We start from the raw sequence: 16,986 nt of genomic DNA, 5'->3' as shown, positions 1-16,986 counted from the left end.
CACTGTCATATTTTTGATTTGTTTGTTTCTGTTTTAACGCCCTTAGGATGTTGCCTAATTAATTTACTGAATTCCCTGTAATAAATTGACGGTTAGATTTGTTTCTAAACGTTCTTGTACTACACTTCTGTAATTGTCAATATCAAATATCTCAAAGATCTCTTATGGCGCTTTTCGCAGGTCTCCCCGCTCAAGCTATCTTAAGTTTTTTCTCTCGAAACTGCCCCACTCGCTAGAGAGGCACTATCCGTCTCGTTTGCGGTTGCAAAGATAGAGCAAAACTTTATTACAAACCAAATATTACAGCAAAATATTTTTACCACACTCCACTAAAACACAAACAAAACAATANGAGCAAAACTTTATTACAAACCAAATATTACAGCAAAATATTTTTACCACACTCCACTAAAACACAAACAAAACAATAAATATCAAATAATTAGAACCTAAGAAAAATTTGCAGAAAAACCCCCAAAAACAATAAAAAAAGCGAAGGCAAAGTACGACGACAGGGCATAGACGTATCTTAAAGGCCCAAAACTGTCACTATAGGCAGCGAACAGAGTCCCTGCGTTTGATAAAGAAGGATGGACGCCCGAGCAAAGTTATACAGTACGAGAAGCAAGAGGGCGGTACGCCGAAGCTCACACCTCGACACACCGCCCTCTCTTATCCAACCTAACTAAACTTAGTCTTTGAATTTTGCGCTGATGAACTCGCGATTCAGGCGAGCGATATTGCTAATGGAGATGTTCTTGGGGCACTCCACTTCGCAGGCACGTGTATTCGTACAGTTACCGAAGCCTAGCTCGTCCATCTTGGCGACCATAGCCTTAGCACGGCGAGCAGCCTCTACCTTACCCTGTGGCAGGAGGGCTAGCTGGCTAACCTTAGCCGATACGAAGAGCATCGCAGAGCCATTCTTACAAGCAGCGGCACAAGCACCACAACCGATACAAGCGGCGGCGTCCATAGCCATATCGGCGTCCTTCTTGGGGATAGGAATAGCGTTGGCATCGGGTACACCACCAGTATTTACCGAAACGAAACCACCAGCTTGGATAATCTTGTCATAGGCAGTACGGTCTACCATAAGGTCGCGGATCACAGGGAAACCAGCCGAACGCCATGGCTCTACGGTGATAGTATCGCCATCGTTGAAACGGCGCATGTGTAGCTGACAAGTCGTGATACTATCATCAGGCCCGTGTGGGTGACCATTAATATAAAGCGAGCACATACCGCAGATACCCTCACGACAGTCGTGGTCGAAAACTACGGGCTCCTTGCCCTGACGAATGAGCTGCTCATTGAGTACGTCCATCATCTCAAGGAATGAGCTACCCTGCGAGATATTTTGCAGTTCGTAAGTCTCGAATGCCCCCTTAGCCTGAGGACCTCTCTGACGCCAAACCTTTACTTTGATGTTTATATTCTTGTCCATGAGTTTATTCAGTTAGGGGAATTAGTTCTTATAGTTACGCTGCTGACGCACAACGAATTCGTAGTCGAGTGGCTCCTTGTTCATGACAGGATCCTTGTCCTCGCCTTGATATTCCCAACATGATACGTATGAGAACAGCTCATCGTGGCGAAGTGCCTCTCCCTCCTCGGTCTGATGCTCTAGACGGAAGTGACCACCGCAGCTCTCCTCTCGGTCGAGGGCATCGTGTGCCATCAGCTCACCGATCTCGATGAAGTCCGCTAGACGAAGTGCCTTCTCGAGCTCTACATTAAGGTCGTTGGCTTCGCCGGGAATACGCACATCGTTCCAGAACTCCTTCTTGAGCTTCTTGAGGTCTTGGATAGCCTTCTCTAGACCTGCCTTCTCACGTCCCATACCTACGAAATCCCACATAATGTGGCCGAGTTTCTTGTGTAGGCTGTCTACGCTCTGCTGGCCCTTGATACCCATTAGGCGAGCAATGCGATCCTTGATGCCCTGCTCAGCCTCGTCAAACTCCTTGCGGTCTGTGCTGAAGCGTGGCACTTGAATCTGGTCTGCCAGATAGTTCTGAATTGTGTAGGGCAGTACGAAGTAGCCGTCTGCCAAGCCCTGCATCAGCGCCGAAGCTCCTAGGCGGTTGGCACCATGGTCGGAGAAGTTGGCCTCACCGATGGCGAATAGACCGGGGATAGAGGTCATCAGCTCGTAGTCTACCCAGATACCACCCATCGTGTAGTGGATAGCAGGGTAGATCATCATAGGCGTTTCGTAAGGATTGTCGTTGGTAATCTTCTCGTACATCTGGAAGAGGTTGCCGTAGCGAGCCTCCACCACGTCCTTGCCGAGGCGCTGGATAGCAGACGAGAAGTCTAGGAATACGGCAAGACCTGTATTGTTTACCCCATAGCCTGCATCGCAGCGCTCCTTGGCTGCACGGCTAGCCACGTCACGTGGCACGAGGTTACCGAAAGCAGGGTAGCGACGCTCTAGATAATAATCGCGATCCTCTTCCTTGATCTCAGTTGGGCGAATCTTGCCTTCCTGTAGTTTCTTGGCGTCCTCTAGCTTCTTGGGCACCCAGATACGTCCGTCGTTACGTAGCGACTCGGACATCAGCGTGAGCTTAGACTGGAACTCGCCGTGTACGGGGATACAAGTTGGGTGGATCTGCGCCATACATGGATTGGCGAAATAAGCCCCCTTCTTGTAGCACTGCCAAGCAGCCGAGCCGTTGGAAGCCATAGCATTGGTTGAGAGGAAGAAGGCGTTACCATAGCCACCAGTACCGATTACTACAGCATGAGCAGCGAAGCGCTCGATCTTACCCGTCACGAGGTTGCGGGCGATGATACCACGAGCACGGCCATCAATCATCACGAGATCGAGCATCTCGTAGCGCGTGTAGAGCTTCACGGCGCCCTTACCTACTTGGCGGCTAAGCGCAGAATAAGCACCGAGGAGAAGCTGCTGACCCGTCTGGCCACGAGCGTAGAATGTACGGGATACCTGAGCACCACCGAATGAGCGGTTGTCTAGCAAGCCTCCGTACTCACGAGCGAAAGGCACACCCTGAGCCACACATTGGTCAATAATAGAGTTAGCCACCTCGGCAAGGCGATAAACGTTGGCCTCACGAGCACGGTAGTCGCCACCCTTGATCGTATCGTAGAAGAGGCGATAGACAGAGTCGCCGTCGTTTTGATAGTTCTTAGCTGCGTTGATACCTCCCTGAGCGGCGATTGAGTGTGCACGACGAGGAGAGTCTTGGATACAGAAGTTAAGGACATTGAAGCCCATCTCACCAAGTGATGCAGCAGCCGAAGCCCCTGCTAGACCCGTACCTACCACGATCACATCTAGGCGACGCTTATTGGCAGGGTTTACAAGTTTCTGATGATTCTTGTAGTTCGTCCACTTCTCGGCCAATGGGCCCTGTGGTATTTTGGAGTTTATCTTAGACATAATAGTCATGTATCTTTGGGTAAAACACTAAGTGAGCTTATGCAAATGGGCAAGACATACTACCAGCACAGAGAGATTGCAGGAAGAAGTAAACCACCACGAGGGCAAAGCCTAGGACAAGTACAGTAGCGTAGATGTTGGAGATTGTCTCCAGACGCTTGAGCCAAGTATTGTTGTTCCAGCCGATGGTATGTAGAGAGCTCCAGAAGCCATGTGCTAGATGAAACCACAGAGCGGCGAGCCATACGAGATAGAGTAGCACATAAACTGGGTTGGAGAACGTGTAGCGAATGAGGCCAGCTCCGTCCGTAGGGCCATTCACTCCGGGAATACCAAGATCATGAATATGCTGTAGCTCTGCTAGCTGCATCTTAGCCCAGAAATTGAACATGTGTAGACCTAGACCTAGTAACACGATCACGCCAAGCACCATCATATTCTGCGACGCCCACTCCACTCCCTTGGGCTTGTCTACGACACCGTATGCACTATTGCCACGAGCCTTGCGGTTCTGCATAGTCAGGATCAGCGCATAGATGATGTGCACAAGGAAGAGTAGTGCGAGCGCTTTGGTTGCTACGAGTGCATACCAGTTTGCTCCTAGAAATTCACAGATCATGTTGTAGCCTTCCTCCGAGAACAGAGCCACGAGGTTCATGGACATGTGGAAGGTCAGAAACAAGATCAACGCAAGACCAGAGATACTCATCACCAGCTTACGGCCAATCGAAGATTTAATTAACCACGACATAAACAACTATTTATTAAATTAAAGTTTATTCCAACACAGAACTCCTCTTTTAGCGCATTAGTAGAGCACATTAACCAAAGCACAATCTGACCTAACCGCTTTCCGAGGACAAAGATAAACCATTTAGGTATATTACAGCCATAAATAGCGAAAAAAAGCCCCAATTATATTCTATCGCTCCCCTTGATTAGGTATATTTCTGATTGACTGAACAAACTAGGCCCTCCCTATACGAAACAAGCTAGGCCATACACGTGGATTGTGTATGACCTAGCTTGAGTATCTTAGCGACCTCTAGATCCGAGCCCAAAAACGAGCTATGGCATCAATCTAAGGGGTAATTATTTCTTCTTGCCTTGGTTGGCTACAGCCTCCATCAACTTCTTGATCTCCTCTGGGTCGCCTAGGAAATAGTCCTTAACGAGGTTTAGCTCATCGTCGAACTCAAACACATAAGGAACAGCCGTTGGTAGGTTGAGGGCGATGATGTCCTCGTCACTGATACCCTTGAGTACCTTAATGATACCACGAAGGCTATTGCCGTGAGCAGCTACCAGCACATCGTCATGCTCTACGAGCGAGGGGAAGATGTTATTCTGCCAGTAAGGGAGCGTACGATCTACGCAGTGGCAGAGAGCCTCCGTTAGGGGCAGATAGGCAGGCACAACGCCCGCATAGCGTGGGTCTGCAAATGGGCTACGCTCGTCGGCCTTCTCTAGTGGAGTAGGAGGCACATCGTAGCTACGACGCCAGATGAGTACCTGTTCGTCGCCATACTTCTCTGCAGTCTCTGCCTTGTTGAGTCCTTGGAGCATACCATAGTGTTTCTCATTCAGACGCCAGCTCTTCTCTACTGGGATCCAGTCGAGGTCCATGACATCGAGGATCTGGTTGAGCGTCTTGATGGCACGCTTGAGATAAGATGTATAGGCCTTACTGAAGCGGAAGCCCTCTTTCTTGAGCAGCTCACCAGCCTTCTTGGCTTCCTCAACACCCTTCTCTGATAGATCTACGTTGGTCCAACCGGTGAAGCGGTTCTCCTTGTTCCACACGCTTTCGCCGTGACGGATCAATACAATTCTCTTCATTTCTAATTACGTTATGTGGTGATATTGATATAACTCGCTTATACAGACACAAAGGTACTATTATTTTGCCGAATCAGCATAGGACACAGGGCAGATCAATACCACTACGGCCAAGCTATCATCTCTATACTCTAGACCAGCCACCCAGAGCAAACCCGAGCAAAAAGAGCATGCCACATCTAAGCATTGAGTAAGACAGCACAAGACCGAGCTTTAACAAATAAATACATCTCAGGTGAACTTTGATACACCTACACATCGGTCACCGACAGAGAGAGGACAAACACCCCACACCTCGTATTTGCCCCCTAGGAAGCCCGAGGCTGCATCCAACTTCACTTGGGTGGCTAACCCTTACCCCCATGAAAACACCCATGGAAAACAGACGCCACACAACTACCTAATAAACAAACACATAAAACATCACATCAAACACCTCCAGAACTTTCTTACTCTACTTTTGGCATTTCTCCCCATCAATCCTTTGGAATTGGTGGACACACTCAAGCAAGTTAGCCCATAGATCCCCAAAAATCTCCCCATTAATTTGCAGCAAACACGCTGACAGTCTTTAGAAACTACTCCCCTATTCACTCAAATTTATGCGTAATCCATTTACACTATTTAACCAAAGTGATGAAAAACAAGCAGGGCTGATTGATGCATCTGGCTGTAGCCAAGAGTCGCATACACACCTCTAGGAGGCTAACGCAGCAAGGGAGGCGTATATATTTAAGGCTAGGCACAGCTACTCCGAGCCTCTCGGCCCAAAGAGATGCACCTAGCCTAGGTAGCCAGTATCTGTCTTTTTTGCTTTGGTTAATGAAAGCCTATACGAGAAGGGTATAGGAGTGGAGTTTGTCGGACAGACTGGATAATGCACGATGTCAAAGCCACACACCATCTCCGACCCCAAGCTCTAGCTCTATGGCTTGAGGCTTGGGGGCATCTAGGGCTGTCACGCACGATACATCTTGGAGCTATGAGCGAGGGAGTGCGTCCTCAAACAGAGTAGTAAGGTAGGTTATAGGTTGGATAATCATCAATCAGGACACGACGCTACTACCATGCATACATCCATCCGTACCCCAATGGCTGTGAGGAGATACGTCAGTGGCAAAAAATAGTCTGCTGTCATAAACACTACCCGGCTCTATGCTCGCAAGTCAATCAGTCCGCAACAGGGGAAGAGCATAGTCGCATCTGCATATCCAGCCTAGGCTTATATGCACATCGAGTAGTACAGGTGCAGGAGGCACTCCGTAGATACTGTGATGATTTCCGCGTCCAATCTTATTCCCGAGATTGTGGCATCATAGTCAAACAGCAGGTCTCCTGACTTATCCGCATAGCCTGATGCGTCTTCCCAGCCTATGGCCAGTGACTTTTGGTGCACCAAGTTTACCACCCCTATAGGAGTAGACGAATTTACAGTAGCGGGTACTGTTCCAGACTTACACTGGATTCCCTTGCAAAGCCTGCAAATGCAGACTTTTACTGCTCAACGGTGACAAAATTAGATAAATAATTCAACATAACAATTGTTCATCACTTTTTATGCAGTGTACCACCCTCAAAAACTTTGCCTCAGCACTACCCAAGGGCGATCTCTCCTCTAAGCAAATAGGTAGTGTACCATAATGAGCCAGTACCACCCCAGCAATGCTTTCGACTCATAGGGACTCATAGCATTAACTTAGAGGCTCGCACTTGAGGCATTCTACTAAACATGCAAAAGGGGTTGAGCCAATAATTGACCCAACCCCTTACTGAAATAGGATTTTATCTTAGAACAAGATTACTTTCTAGTAACTTTCATCTTCTCCATGATAGCAGGTAGGGACTGCGAGAGCCTAGTTAATCCCCATTTCCCATCCTTATATTTCACGAGAAACGCAAACCTATCAGATTCGGGAGTTGCTCTATTCCCCTTGAGGACATACTCAGCAGGATTGCTTCCCTCAATTGGGGCAAAATACATACCTGCGGCCTCATGAGGAATCAAATTGCTATCGCCTTGTAGAGGTCCCCAGTAGACCGCCTCTACATCTTGATTCAAATCTAGACCCTTAATCTCCTGCCAATGGAATTCTGGGGTCTGGGTATCTCTGTTGAAGCGAGCCACAGCTCGGAAGCCAAGCCCCCCAACCTTGTATCCATAGGTGACGTCTGGGTTAAGCTCGAGGGTAATATCCACAGAACCTTGGCGCTTCTGCCCCTGCTGGTTCACCGTGTAAGTATACTCAAGTTTATATGTACCTACAAAAGTCTTATAAAGAGCGAGAGCTTTGTCTTCGAGTTCTACGATCTTAACTCCAGTATTAGTCGTCACTTCCTTTGTATCGGCGTTATAAACGAGCCCTGTGACTCCAGCTACAGGCTGAGCAAAGCTGATCCCTTGAGCAGTATGCCAAAACGACATCTCAAATTCCTTGACACCCTCGGCAGACACCACATAGGTGTCAACTCCTCTAGCTTTGGGCATAAACGTGTAAGTTTTGCCTTCTAGCTCCACGGTAAAGCCTAGCTTCTGTTTATCTGACTGAGCTTCGTAGTTAGGCATTACAACTCTCATTTCAAGAACCTTGGCGATATACTCAGCCATGGGCATCTCTAACTTCACGAGTCGAGCCATAGTGCGACGCTTCTCTCCGATCAGATCAATAGTTTTCTTATCGTCATGGATCTTTTGGATTAAGAAGTTGAAGTCGGACTCATAGCCCTTACCCGGGCCTCCACCTCCTCTGATGTCAGGACGAGAGAAATAGTGGAGCACCTCATTGAAGGTATCGAAACGCAAGGTAGCAGCACGATCGCCACCAATCTTGTACAAACTCTTGACAAATAAGATATCGTTGGTTCCTTGTTCGCGCAGCAGATCATTGCCCACGAGCACTTCTCCCTTGTCATTGAATTTAAGAGTTAGGAGGAAACCACCGAAGCGAGCATTCTCACCTGCTTGGAACTGTAGTACCCAACCATGTTCACTACCGTGTAGCAACTTAAGCACCTCGTTCTGAGCTTCGTCTAGACGAACCTCGGGGGACTTATCAAAAAGATCTTTATCCGAACGGCAACTCGTCAAGCCAACACCTAAGGTAAGCAGCCCTGCAAGTACTAGCTTCTTAGCGAAATTTATTTTAAGATTCATGTCTTCTCTGACTTATTAGTTATTCAACACATGATACTCTCCGCCCTCGATCTGCAAGGAGCCTGAGCGGCCAGCGGCCTCTGCAATCTCCGATCTAAACTGAGTGGCAAACTGACACAGATGACCTCCAGTCTTGTGGTCCGAGCCGTGCAGCTGCTTGGGGTTTCTCAGCAGGGCATTGATGATCAGCTCTCTCTGCTGCGCCTTCTTGGGGCTTAGAGGGGTGAAGGCACGTAGCTGATCATTGATTAGCTCCTCCCACTCGGGCTCAATGAGCTTCATCTTGGCGATCTCGCTAGCACGCTTGGTAGCCGTAGCCTTGAGGGCGTCCATGTCGATCTTCCACTCCTTGAGCATATAATCCTTCATGATCTGAATCTTACGGTCGATGATCGCATTACCCTCGGTACCCGCAGCATCTCTCACTTCCTTCCACTGAGCGTCGTTGAATGTGATGTAGCACGCCGTTACCTCTGTGATATCCTCCTCTGGGTTACGGGCCGAGTAAGCGGTCACGAAGCCTAGGCTTGCATACTCCTCGGTTTTGTGCCTATTCTGCCAGCCCGTTTCTGTGTAACCAGAGGCACTGAGCAGACTATAGTTCTGGTCCCAGATGCGATTTTGGTGCAGGATATGCATAAACTCATGATACATCGTATGCAGGAAGAGCTCGTTGAGCTTGTCCACGCTACTTGCATCAAAAGCCTCAGCATTGGTCAGAGAGATCTTTAGACCACCCTCGGCCTGACCAAGTGTAACCGTACCATCGTCATTGACCGTGGGCGTCCCCGTAAGAGTAATGATGCGAGGGCTGTACAAGCGCATGAAGTGCTCACCTGCGAGCTCATCGAAGGAACCCAACCAAGTGTGCTTGAGTGTACGAGCGATGTTGATCCCATTTCTCAGAGATGCGGGTACAACATTGTTACCAGTACTGGTAGACTCATTGCTCTCGAATCGATACTTATAGTCGATGTTGTATGGGATAAGCAAGTTATCCTTGAGCCATCGGTCAAAAGAAGACTCATATTGCGAGGTAACACGAGGTGCACGTGGCTCGAGTTTCTCCTTACCGCAGCTACTTATAGCCAAGAGGCTCAATGCTCCAGCTAGAGCAGAAAAAATGAATTTATTCATTGTCGCAGTATGTTTAGTGATTATCTAGGGTTTGGAGCTACGCCACGAGATGCGATTGCGTCAGGGATTTGGATAGCCTTACGCAGGTCGTGCTCCTCTAGTACTACAGATGTACCACCCGAAACTTCATGTTCGATCCTGATGCCATAGCGCTTGATGTCGTCCCAGCGAGTGCCCTCGTGTAGGGTCTCGATACGACGAGCGTGTAGGACAGCTTGGATAAGTCCTGTCTGCAAGCCCCCTTGTAGTGGCTTGGCAAACCTAGGATTCAGAGGCTTGGCAAGGGTCTTGAGCATATTTACCTTAGCCTCCCCCACGTATTTCTCTGGATCGTAGAAGTCTGCTATCTCTTGTGCAGAAGGTTGCTTAGTCGATCCCTTGGACTTGTACCACATGGCGAGGTCGGCTGCGGCCTTGTCGTACTGCTCCATAAGAGTGTAAGCCTCAGCACGTGCCAGAAGTGCCTTATCTACCGTATAGATCACGTAGACGCCGTGGTTAAGTCCAGTACCAGCTTGTACGTTTTCATAAACAAAGATGCGCCAGATCTTAGGTAGGAAGTTCATGCCTCGACCAAACATCTGTCCTCTGAAGTGAGGCAGCTGATCCCCCCAAGGCCCGGGAGAGTCCACCGTCTGAGCCTTAGCTAGCGCACTTGAGTGAGCATATCTCTCGTTGAAGAGGTTGAAGATCAGATTAGTCGTAGCTGGGAGCATGAATAGGTTTGCAGGCTCTTCGGAAGAGATGTAGCGACGTAGACGGTCGTCGATGTTGGGCAGCTTGCCAAAAACCGTCCAGTTACGGAGCTCAGACTGTGGGCTATCCCCAAGAGCGATGTTAGCATATTCAAGTGCCTTCTCTGGCTTCTCGTAAGCGAGATAAAACTCGGCAGCGAAAGCCGCTGCAGCACGCCTATTGAAATGGTACTTGATGACGCTACCTCCGTAGCTTGAGTCGTCGATTAGGGGAAAACCAGCCTCGATGTCCTCGGCAATCTGAGCGAAGTTCTGAGCAACGGGCACACGCTTCGTAGATACGTTGTACAAGTTACGCTCTAGCTCGGTGAAGACAGGTATCCCTAGATCAGTATTGCTTGTCTGCGAATTGTAGGCCTGCCCGAAAGTCGTTACCAAGCTATAGTTGGCATGTGCACGACACAAGAGAGCCTCACCCATGAGAGGACCAAACTTAGGATTCTTCTTCACTCCACCAAGTTTCTCAATAGCCTCCATTGCGAAGTTGGCGTGGCTTAGCGCCGTGTACTGTCCGCTCCAGAATGCGTTGGGCGTATCTTGACTGACCGTAGTGACGGGCTGCCAGAAATAGTTCTCTTGCACGAGAGCCGCCCCGGGGGCAAACTCGGCCCCACGGTCTGTAACGTTGTCCGTGCGCTGCTCCGTAAATCCTGCACGCAAGTACTCTGGATAGGCAGACACTAGTAGCGTACGGATTTGTTCTGGAGAGTTGACATCAGTTCGGCGGTCGGGTAGCGTATCTAGGAAGTCATTACAACTCGTAAATCCAGCTCCTAGCACGAGTGCCGCCAATAGACTTTTATACTTATTCATCTGATTAAATGCTTTAGTTGAATGTGACTTAGAATCCAATGCGCAGCGTAGCTGTGATCTGCTTGGGCACAGGAGCGGCTACACCACCCGAGCGGAAGAACTCTGGGTCTTGTCCCTTGAGCTTAGGATCGGCGTAGAGTAGGGCTAGGTTGGTAGCCTGCACCTTGAGAGAAGCTGACTTGATGATCATATTCTTCAGCCAAGACTTGGGCAGATCGTAAGAGAGGCTAACTTCCTTGAGGCGTACAAACGTACCATCTGCGACACGTGCCGTAGAGTAGTTGTAGGCGTTGTAACCGACATTGAGGGATTGGAAGTTTCTATTGTCGCTTAGTGATGGGATCACGGGGATATCGGTACGAGCTTCTTCGCCTGCCATAGTCCAGCGATCCTTGAAGTCCTTGGGCGTAGCACCGAAGTCGCTATACACTGCTCGGAAGACAGGGTCTAGACGGATCTTATTGCCACCTGAATAGGTAACGAAGACGTTGAGCTTGAAGTTGTCGAATGTAAAGATGTTCCCAAAGCTACCATTGAACGTTGGGTCCGTAGGCCCTTCGTACTTCAAGAAGCCCAGATGCTGTCTTTCTTGGAAGTTGATCAGACGATAGTTATCCTGATTGATATGGTGATCGATGAACTTGAAGGTTGGCAGACCCTGATCATTCAATCCCTCGAATGGGATAGAGAAGAGGGCGCGCACAGGATAGCCCTTGCGTGCATAACCGACACCATTGATGAAGTTGAAGAGATTCGAGCGAGTATCTAGGTCTGTGATTTCGGTCTGGTTGTAACCGAAAATGAAATCGGTCGTCCAGTTGAAACGCTTGGACTGGATATTCTTGGTAGAGATAGAGAGCTCGAAGCCATGGCTCTTCATGGAGGCCACGTTGCCATAGCGAATACCAGCTACCGTGTTGGTCACACCTATTAGGTCGAAGTTATTACGCTGATACCAGTCTGCTGTGATGCTGATGCGGTTGTTGAGCAAGCCCATATCCACACCAACGTTGAGCTCGTGCTTCTTTTCGTAGGTCAGCTGGTTATTCTCTGGCCAGATTATCTCGTTGGCGTTCTCTGTCTCGGGAGCAGAAGGGCGCCATGGAGATGAGCTACCGATCACGGCAAGCGAGTTAGTAATCCATGTAGGACCAGCATCACCAGTCAGAGAGTAAGAAGCCTTGAAGGTCAGATGCGAGAGGTGCTTGCTGAGATAATTCTTGAAGAAATCTTCCTCATGAGCATTCCATGCAGTAGCGATATTCCAAGTAGGCAACCAACGAGCTGTGCGGGCACGACCTAGACGGTTGGACCCTTCGTAGCGACCTGTACCTGTCAGCGTGTAGCGACCCTTATAAGAATAGGTAGCTGTGGCGAAGAAGGCAACGGTACGACCGAAGGTATTGGACAGTAGGTAATAGTCCTGATTGTCCTCCTTCATCTTCTTGAAGGCTAGGTAATCCCAGAAAGGTCTTTCGCCATTGTCATACTGCAAGCCCCAACCCTCAGCTGCGTCACGTGTACGGTCCTGAGCATTGACCTCCATACCAGCATAGCTGTTGATGATGTGCGTCCCTGCAAGCTCTGTGTTGTAGGCTGCCGATAGACGGAAGTCTTGGCTGAAGAGCTTGTAGTTGGTCATATTGTAGAAACCACCTCGTGGCAGGATCGTATTGGGCAGCTCATTGAGCTTGTCTGGGTTTTTGTACAAGAATGGGTTGTTGCGTTGCGTTTCGGGGTCACCCATAGCACGGAATGCAAGTGCTTGGTTGGAGTGCTCCGTAACCATATGCCTCTGGCCCGTAGTCGAGTACTTAAGCGATCCGAGTGCTGTGACCGTCATTTCTCTGAAGGGCTTCCATTTAAGCTCAGCCTGATACTTCAAGTCAATCACATTGAGCTCCATATAGTTATTGTTGAGCTCATTCTTGATATTGAAGGGGGCGTAGTTGTTGGTATAGTAATCGTCGGGCGCAATAGCACGAGAGGTATTGAGCGCATACGAGAAGGGGTTGATATCGAAGTCACGAGTTACCTCCCCACTTACTGGGTCGCTAGCAGCTCCGAGAGTACCGGGAGCAGTCTGATTGCGATAAGCCGCACCTCCGATAGCAGTCAGAGATAGGTTCTTGGAAAGGTTGTATGTCGTATTGACGTTGAACGTATAGCGGCTTACCTTACTCTTATACATCCACCCCGGGTCAGTCATTACCGAGAGAGAAGCATAGGTCTGGCTATTCTCTGTACCAGAGGTCATGCTTACAGAGTGGTTCTGCATCACTGCTGGGCTAAATAGCTCGTCGAACCAGTCGGTATTGCGTAGCTCTGCCTCTCTGAGGTAGGCTTCACGTGCCTCGGGTGTATTGGCTAGACCGAACTTACCCGTAGCAGGGTCGTACTGGTGCGTGAGCTGATACATCTTGGCATACAGACCGCCACGTCCAGCACGATAGGTCTCGGCGAAGCGAAGGTGCCCCTTGCGCTCTAGCTCCCTGTAAATATCCACCTGATCCTGTGAATTCATGATATTGAAGTCACGGTAGCTAGGCACTAGGCGAGAGGTGAACTCGCCTGTATAGGAGAACGAACTAGTACCCTTGCGACCCTTCTTCGTCGTGATCACGATTACCCCAGCCATAGCCTTGGCACCATAAATAGAGGTTGCAGAACCGTCCTTGAGGATCTGGAAGCTCTCGATGTCGTCTGCATTGAGCCCTGCGATAGCCGAGCTGATAAGCGTCGTAGCATCACCAGAGCTTAGATCGTCTGCGCCTACCTGCACGATGTCTTCTTGGATCACACCATCGACAACCCATAGGGGCTTAGAGCTACCAAGGATAGAGGTCGCACCACGGACACGGATCTTGGGGGCGGTACCGAATGTACCAGACACGTTCTGTACAGAAACCCCAGCCGAGCGACCCTCTAGGCCACGACTCACGTCTGGCATACCATCCATCTTGACCTTATCGGCCGTCAGCTTATCACTCGCACCAGTAAAGAGGCGTTTGTCTGTGGCGACCATACCCGTTACCACGACCTCCGAGAGCGCTTGGCTATCTGGCTGCATCTTAATCGTCATGCCATTCTTGGCTACGACTTTCTGATCCTTGTATCCCACGAAGGAAACCAGAAGCTCGTTTTTGCCGGCAGGTAGAGTTAGGGTGAACGCACCGTCTAGGTCGGCTGACACACCAGATGTCGTCCCCACGATGCGGATAGAAGCACCCGTTAGGGGTTCTCCTCTCTCATCAACTACCTTCCCTTTGACTGTTCGCCCAGAGGTGGTCTGAGCATAAGACTGATTACCCAGCCCCAGCACTAGAGCCATCACGAGGCTCAAAATACCAAAACTTGATAACCAACCTTTGCCTAAGTACTTAGTAATGTTCATAAGCTAATTGATTAATTATTAAATGGTGAATATGTGTACATTAATTATGGTTACAATGAAAGAGAGCTCAAACTCGTACGTTCCTAACACTCTGGAGCGAATGTAACCCATAGCAACTGCTAGCCCCAAAGCAAGTGTTAGGCAACTCTGCCGAATGCCTCACTGAGTTTGGCGAACCTTACATATAGATATGTAATGACTATCTCGATAATCTACTTCTTTTACTTACCTGATTCAATTTCTAGAGCTCCAAAGCTCACAACTCTCATTACCAATGGACCCAAGGAGTTTCTCTCTGCAAATCTCATCTAACCCGTATGCCGCCTCAAGTATTCTCCCACATCAGGCCCAACCCCAAGACTGAGATATTACCCCTATCATCAGCGAGTTAAACACCCAGCAGGACAAAATAAAACTCGACACACACAAGCCTTTCTATTTTGAAACCAGCATCGATAAATCTTCTCGAATCTTTTAACCTACCTGCAAATATAACTTTATTTGTTTAATCCCCCCAAGTCATTTGAGTTTGTGGGTAAAAAGTTCTCGCAGCACCAGAAAAGCGTCTAAAATAGCTAAATACAGCTTGAATATCCGACAGAATAAACTCTTTCCAAGAGCCTCAGACTACAAAAACTCTTTGCGAGAGCCAATCCATATACTTGAAACCCCAAAATTTATATTTTCATTCGATTTTCAGAATGTTGATGGGAAAACCTCTCATGGCTAGGGTACAAATGGCCCGACCTCATATTTGCCCTCTAGCAGGCTCTGTATTGCGTCCGAGCTCTTTGGGGCACAAATAACCTAGAAAGACGAAAATCCCCTCCTAAAACAACCTTTCACAGAACACTGATAATCAGACTTATAAAACAACTCTTTGAGAGATTCAATCCGCTTACGGCACTTTTCCGAGATTTTCTTCCCATCAATCTCGGAGGATTGTAGGACACATCTCGACCAATTAGCCCACCAATCTAAACAAATCTTCCCATCAATTTTCTTTACCCAGCCTACCAAACCACATAAGCCACTCCCCCGCCCTATCCAAAATGAAGGCAATTCATTTACACTCTTTAACCAAAAAGCAGATTCAAGCACGTGCAGATCGGACAGATTGCCCCCCTCCTTATGGCAAAGACCAGTACAAAACCTGCGATTTGTGGCCCCAATGGCATCTAGCACCCACCAAGCCCTTGCACTTGGTCAAAGCATTAAAGAAAAAACGCTACATTTGTCATTAGGTTAATGAACAGGACGACTAAGGAAGCCTCGTCGGGGAATACAATCCCGAGAAACAAGCAGCCAAACGCCCTAATATGTAGCTCAAAACGAAGCGAACAAACGTTTTACACATAATAAATTAAGGTTATGAGTTTCCTATCTCAAGACAAGCTGACTATCATCGGTGCCGGTGGTATGATCGGCTCAAACATGGCTCAGACAGCCGCCATGATGCGCCTAACACCCAACATCTGCCTCTACGACCCATTCCTACAAGGACTAGAAGGGGTAGCTGAAGAAATCCGTCACTGCGGATTTGAAGGGCTTAACCTAACATTCACAGACTGTATCAAGGAGGCACTCACAGACGCCAAGTACGTGGTATCCTCGGGCGGCGCTCCTCGCAAAGAAGGTATGACACGTGAGGACCTACTCAAGGGCAACTGCGAGATCGCTGCCCAGCTCGGCAAGGACATCAAGGCCTATGCCCCCGAGCTCAAGCACCTTGTGATCATCTTCAACCCCGCAGACATCACTGGTCTTGTAGCCCTCGTACACTCTGGCCTCAAGCCTAGCCAAGTGACGACCCTTGCCGCCCTCGACTCTACTCGCCTACAAAGCGAACTAGCCAAGCACTTCGGCATACAGCAGAGCCAAGTAGAGGGAGCACGTACATACGGTGGCCATGGCGAGGCTATGGCAGTATTCGCTAGCACAGCTAAGGTAGCCGGCGAGCCTCTCACCAACCTCATCGGTACAGACAAGCTCTCCAGCGAGGAGTGGGAAGCCCTCAAGAAGCGTGTTACTCAGGGTGGAGCCAACATCATCAAGCTACGTGGTCGCTCTTCGTTCCAGAGCCCAGCATACGTATCTATAGAGATGATCGCTGCAGCTATGGGCGGCAAGCCATTCACATGGCCAGCAGGTTGCTTCGTGAGCCTACCCGGGCTCGACAACGTGGTAATGGGCATGGAAACAATCATCGACAAAGATGGCGTTCGCTATAGCTCCGACATCAAGGGTACAGAGGCTGAGAAGGCCGCCCTCAAGGCTAGCTACGAGCATCTAGTGAAGATGCGTGACGAGGTAATCGGCATGGGCGTGATCCCAGCCGTAGCCGACTGGAAGACGGTTAATCCTAACCTATAGTCCTCTAGATCTGGATCTATCATAGCAATCTCCCCAACTCAAAACCTCGGCTATAAGGTTTTGAGTTGGGGAGATTGCTCACTCTAATTCATAAAAACAGCACCAATATCAG

Annotated in this window: 10 protein-coding genes and 1 riboswitch; of the genes, 2 read left to right on the top strand and 8 right to left on the bottom strand. The window is 49.0% G+C overall.

Annotation, left to right across the window (positions count from 1 at the left end):
- Positions 1-691 precede the first annotated feature (691 nt).
- The 4 genes from HQ48_RS01875 to gpmA all read right to left on the bottom strand — a co-directional run bounded on the left by HQ48_RS01875 (position 692) and on the right by gpmA (position 5,251).
- Positions 692-1,447, bottom strand: coding sequence for a succinate dehydrogenase/fumarate reductase iron-sulfur subunit (locus HQ48_RS01875; protein ID WP_044231428.1), 756 nt, complete (start codon positions 1,445-1,447; stop codon positions 692-694).
- 21 nt (positions 1,448-1,468) lie between these two features.
- Complete coding sequence (locus tag HQ48_RS01870; protein WP_044231427.1) at positions 1,469-3,412, bottom strand: fumarate reductase/succinate dehydrogenase flavoprotein subunit; 1,944 nt, start codon at positions 3,410-3,412, stop codon at positions 1,469-1,471.
- A gap of 37 nt (positions 3,413-3,449) precedes the next feature.
- On the bottom strand, positions 3,450-4,163 hold the full coding sequence (locus HQ48_RS01865) for a fumarate reductase (protein WP_044189555.1): 714 nt from the start codon (positions 4,161-4,163) through the stop codon (positions 3,450-3,452).
- Positions 4,164-4,504: 341 nt separating this feature from the next.
- A complete protein-coding gene (gene gpmA, locus HQ48_RS01860; RefSeq protein ID WP_044189552.1) occupies positions 4,505-5,251 on the bottom strand; it encodes a 2,3-diphosphoglycerate-dependent phosphoglycerate mutase in 747 nt (248 codons plus the stop codon).
- Between the two features lie 877 nt (positions 5,252-6,128).
- On the opposite strand from gpmA, the gene HQ48_RS09330 reads away from it, so the two are divergent.
- Complete coding sequence (locus HQ48_RS09330; protein WP_160225884.1) at positions 6,129-6,266, top strand: hypothetical protein; 138 nt, start codon at positions 6,129-6,131, stop codon at positions 6,264-6,266.
- Between the two features lie 292 nt (positions 6,267-6,558).
- A riboswitch (cobalamin riboswitch) is annotated at positions 6,559-6,762 on the bottom strand.
- A gap of 287 nt (positions 6,763-7,049) precedes the next feature.
- On the opposite strand, the gene HQ48_RS01855 is transcribed toward HQ48_RS09330, so the two are convergent.
- Genes HQ48_RS01855 through HQ48_RS01840 form a run of 4 tightly spaced genes read right to left on the bottom strand, consistent with a single transcriptional unit; the run spans position 7,050 to position 14,438 of the window.
- Positions 7,050-8,402, bottom strand: a complete 1,353-nt coding sequence (locus tag HQ48_RS01855) for a DUF4302 domain-containing protein (protein WP_044231425.1) — start codon at positions 8,400-8,402, stop codon at positions 7,050-7,052.
- A 15-nt stretch (positions 8,403-8,417) separates the two neighbouring features.
- The gene (locus HQ48_RS01850; protein WP_052408927.1) at positions 8,418-9,539 is read right to left on the bottom strand and encodes a substrate import-associated zinc metallohydrolase lipoprotein; all 1,122 of its coding nucleotides are present in this window, start codon (positions 9,537-9,539) and stop codon (positions 8,418-8,420) included.
- 20 nt (positions 9,540-9,559) lie between these two features.
- Entirely contained in the window at positions 9,560-11,107 is a 1,548-nt protein-coding gene (locus HQ48_RS01845) for a RagB/SusD family nutrient uptake outer membrane protein (RefSeq protein WP_044231423.1), read from the bottom strand.
- 28 nt (positions 11,108-11,135) lie between these two features.
- Positions 11,136-14,438, bottom strand: coding sequence for a SusC/RagA family TonB-linked outer membrane protein (locus tag HQ48_RS01840; protein WP_044231433.1), 3,303 nt, complete (start codon positions 14,436-14,438; stop codon positions 11,136-11,138).
- Between the two features lie 1,434 nt (positions 14,439-15,872).
- Between HQ48_RS01840 and HQ48_RS01835 the strand changes: the two genes are divergently transcribed.
- Positions 15,873-16,874, top strand: a complete 1,002-nt coding sequence (locus HQ48_RS01835) for a malate dehydrogenase (RefSeq protein ID WP_044231421.1) — start codon at positions 15,873-15,875, stop codon at positions 16,872-16,874.
- The last annotated feature ends 112 nt before the right edge of the window (positions 16,875-16,986 follow it).

The organism is Porphyromonas sp. COT-290 OH3588, from assembly GCF_000769075.1.
Lineage (GTDB): Bacteria > Bacteroidota > Bacteroidia > Bacteroidales > Porphyromonadaceae > Porphyromonas.
Note: the sequence above shows the minus strand (reverse complement) of the source record. Positions and strands in the feature narration are given on the sequence as shown.

Bases quoted from the DNA above. Each gene is read 5' to 3' on its own strand.
- gpmA (WP_044189552.1), bottom strand. From the start codon at position 5,251: ATGAAGAGAATTGTATTGATCCGTCACGGCGAAAGCGTGTGGAACAAG.
- HQ48_RS01850 (WP_052408927.1), bottom strand. From the start codon at position 9,539: ATGAATAAATTCATTTTTTCTGCTCTAGCTGGAGCATTGAGCCTCTTG.
- HQ48_RS09330 (WP_160225884.1), top strand. From the start codon at position 6,129: ATGCACGATGTCAAAGCCACACACCATCTCCGACCCCAAGCTCTAGCT.
- HQ48_RS01855 (WP_044231425.1), bottom strand. From the start codon at position 8,402: ATGAATCTTAAAATAAATTTCGCTAAGAAGCTAGTACTTGCAGGGCTG.
- HQ48_RS01870 (WP_044231427.1), bottom strand. From the start codon at position 3,412: ATGTCTAAGATAAACTCCAAAATACCACAGGGCCCATTGGCCGAGAAG.
- HQ48_RS01875 (WP_044231428.1), bottom strand. From the start codon at position 1,447: ATGGACAAGAATATAAACATCAAAGTAAAGGTTTGGCGTCAGAGAGGT.
- HQ48_RS01845 (WP_044231423.1), bottom strand. From the start codon at position 11,107: ATGAATAAGTATAAAAGTCTATTGGCGGCACTCGTGCTAGGAGCTGGA.
- HQ48_RS01835 (WP_044231421.1), top strand. From the start codon at position 15,873: ATGAGTTTCCTATCTCAAGACAAGCTGACTATCATCGGTGCCGGTGGT.
- HQ48_RS01865 (WP_044189555.1), bottom strand. From the start codon at position 4,163: ATGTCGTGGTTAATTAAATCTTCGATTGGCCGTAAGCTGGTGATGAGT.
- HQ48_RS01840 (WP_044231433.1), bottom strand. From the start codon at position 14,438: ATGGCTCTAGTGCTGGGGCTGGGTAATCAGTCTTATGCTCAGACCACC.